Source organism: Dokdonella sp., assembly GCF_049593775.1.
Classification (GTDB): Bacteria; Pseudomonadota; Gammaproteobacteria; order Xanthomonadales; family Rhodanobacteraceae; genus Dokdonella.
On sequence record NZ_JBAWHJ010000381.1, the window covers coordinates 1 to 3,019 of the forward strand.

The 3,019-nt window shown below is 60.8% G+C and carries 2 protein-coding genes and 1 pseudogene; 1 reads left to right on the top strand and 2 read right to left on the bottom strand.

The features are described from left to right. Positions 1 to 270 (bottom strand): annotated as a pseudogene (locus WBP53_RS13065) (hypothetical protein); the annotation flags it as partial. Between the two features lie 39 nt (positions 271 to 309). Further along, positions 310 to 1,473, bottom strand: a complete 1,164-nt coding sequence (locus WBP53_RS13070; protein WP_423929609.1) for an agmatine deiminase family protein — start codon at positions 1,471 to 1,473, stop codon at positions 310 to 312. Between the two features lie 130 nt (positions 1,474 to 1,603). On the opposite strand from WBP53_RS13070, the gene kbl reads away from it, so the two are divergent. Further along, on the top strand, positions 1,604 to 2,797 hold the full coding sequence (gene kbl, locus WBP53_RS13075) for a glycine C-acetyltransferase (RefSeq protein ID WP_423929611.1): 1,194 nt from the start codon (positions 1,604 to 1,606) through the stop codon (positions 2,795 to 2,797). Positions 2,798 to 3,019: the final 222 nt, after the last annotated feature.

Below are 3,019 nucleotides of genomic sequence, written 5' to 3' on the forward strand. Positions count from 1 at the left end.
GACCGATGCCGCTCCACCCAGCCGTTCAAGCGCCGCTGCAAGTGTAAATCCCATGCCAAGTCCGCCTACAAGCATGCAAGGACTACTTGCATGCGCGATTCGCTCGCAGGCAATTCGCGCTAATGCGTCCTCGGAACCGTGCATGCGCGTGGACATCAAGTCACCGCCGCCAGCGATCTTGATCGAAAAGTGCTCGCCATCTTCGAACAGGCGCAACTCCCCGCCACCTGGAATCGATGCGGTATCGATCAGGTTCAGCCGTGTCGTCACCTGACAATTTTCCGCAGCTGCCGCGCCAGCCTTGTCGGATCAGCCTTCGGTATCAAACTCATCTCGATAAAGCAGATCAGGCACGTGCATCACGATGCAATGAATGGCGCCGGCGCTCTGGATGATCGAGCTGCAATCGACATCGACGATCTCGTAGCCTGGCATCGCGGCCTCATAGGTCGCTCGCGCCTCGGCATTTCTCGCTGTCTGACCATTGAATCGGCAGATCAGCACCACATCATTGACGACGACAGAGTTCGCATAAGTGTAGTGGGTGCCGCCACTGCTCCAGCCCGGCGTGCGAAATACGGTATAGCCGCGGCCCGCCATCAGGTTGGCTGTCGCGTCGCTGACGGCCTTGGGTACGCCGTTGGATTCATTGGCAGCGTACTCGCCAATCAGCACCTTCCCATTCGCCATCGGCAGCATCCACATGTCGATGTGCTGGGTTGAATCGAAGCTCTGCGGAAACGGCTCGGTCAGGGTGACATCAAGACCCTGGTAGTCCAGATAGGTGTCCTGAATATCAAGCTCGGTCAAACCCGGATTCTCGTTGACGATCAGCCGGGTCATGTAGGCGTCGCGATCCGCGAACAGGTGGAAGTTGCCGCCTCCATGGATGAGGGGCATCGCATACACGGTTTCGCTCAGGTAGTTTCCAAACGCGATCGGGATCAGATTGTCATTCGGGCGCGGCCGGTTGTAGGTGTGGTCGACGATCGCGCGGCGCCCCGAGTCCACGATGAAGCGCGGGCCATAGTCGCGCATCCAGACCGAATCGGTAGGCGCAGTAACGAAGCGTACGTGGTTCATGTCGGCACCGGCGTTCTGCAAGGTGGTCGACGCCGAGTTCTGCTGGCTGGTTCCGCTGACCACGATATATACCGTTGATGGCGGCGTGGCCGTTGTCAGCGGCACGGTCATCTCGGTCAGTAATGAATTGAACGTTCCCCAACGGACCACGATGCCTTCGTTGGCCTCGAATTCCGCTTCGGCTCTGACGCTTCCGGTCGGCGGAGCGAATGGCAGATCCGGCACGACGGAGGGAGGAAGGTTGATTTCGCCAGGAGCGAGGCCACGCGGCAACGAAAACGCATAGTCGTCCGCAATGCCTGCGAGGACGCCTGGATCGGCTCGCCTTGGCTCGGCCTGCAAGGGCATCGAGAGCAGCAGCGGAACGAGGGCGAGATACAGAATCTTCATGCGCTATGGTTTCCAGGCGGTCCAGACCGGGCCGGAGTTTAAAGGACTTTCCAGGCGATTACCGGGAACGGGTGTACGCCACACCGAAGATTGAAGGACAATCGGGGTTTCCCAGAACAGCGACCCGGCCATGGATACCGCAACCCGCGAACGCCTTTCAACCGAGCTCGAATCAATTCGTGAACAGGGTTTGTTCAAGACCGAGCGAATCATCGCGACCCCTCAATCGGCGGCAATCCGTACCACAGACGGGCGCGAAGTCCTCAACTTCTGCGCCAACAACTATCTGGGCCTGGCGGATAACCGTGAAGTCATCGATGCTGCCAAACTGGCACTGGACACCCATGGATTCGGCCTTGCCAGCGTGCGCTTCATTTGCGGTACGCAGGATCTGCACAAGCAGCTGGAAGCACGCATTTCCGAGTTCTTCGGCACAGAGGACACCATCCTCTACACCAGTTGCTTTGATGCAAATGGCGGCCTGTTCGAAACCATCCTGTCCGACCAGGACGCCGTGATATCCGACGCACTCAACCACGCCTCGATCATCGACGGCATCCGCCTGTGCAAGGCCGAGCGCCGTCGCTATGCCAACAGCGACATGGCCGAACTCGAGAAGCACCTGGTAGAGACACAGGACAAGCGTACGCGGCTGATTGCCACCGATGGCGTGTTCTCGATGGATGGCTACATCGCCAAGCTCGATGAGATCGTCGCGCTCAAGAAGAAATACAACGCCCTACTCATGGTCGACGATTCGCATGCGACCGGCTTTGTCGGCGCGAACGGTCGCGGCTCGGCTGAGCTGCATGGCGTCATGGATGAGGTCGATGTCTACACTTCGACCCTGGGCAAGGCCCTGGGTGGAGGCTCGGGCGGATTCACCACCGGCCGTCGCGAGATCATCGACCTTCTGCGCCAGCGTTCGCGCCCCTACCTGTTCTCCAACTCGTTGCCGCCGCACGTGGTGGCCGCCGGTACCAAGGCCTTCGAGATGCTGGATGCCGCCGGCGCGCTCCGCGAACGCCTTGCCGACAACACCGCTTACTTCCGGCAGCAAATGGCCGAACTGGGCTTCGACATCCGCCCCGGCACGCACCCGATCAGCCCGGTGATGCTCTACGACGCGCCGCTGGCGCAACGCTTCGCCGAGCGTCTTCTGGAGGAAGGCATCTATGCCATCGGATTCTTCTTCCCGGTCGTTCCCAAGGGGCAGGCGCGCATCCGCACCCAGATGAGCGCCGCGCACACGCGCGAACACCTCGACCTTGCCATCGATGCGTTCACGCGCATCGGCAGGGAGCTTGGTGTGTTGAAGGGTTGACCTCGCATTCGAACGAAAGCGGGACCAGGCATTGCATGGCCCGGCGTGGGTACCAGCGGGGCATCATCACCACGTCGTGGACCAGGCGCGGATCGCACTCCGGATCCGCGGTTCAGATCATTGCCCGACTAGCGCCATCGGGCTCAACTCATCACTGACCCTGCGGAGGAGCCTCGACAGGCGCGGCCACCGGTTGCGGAGCTTCCGCACGCCGGCCTGCGC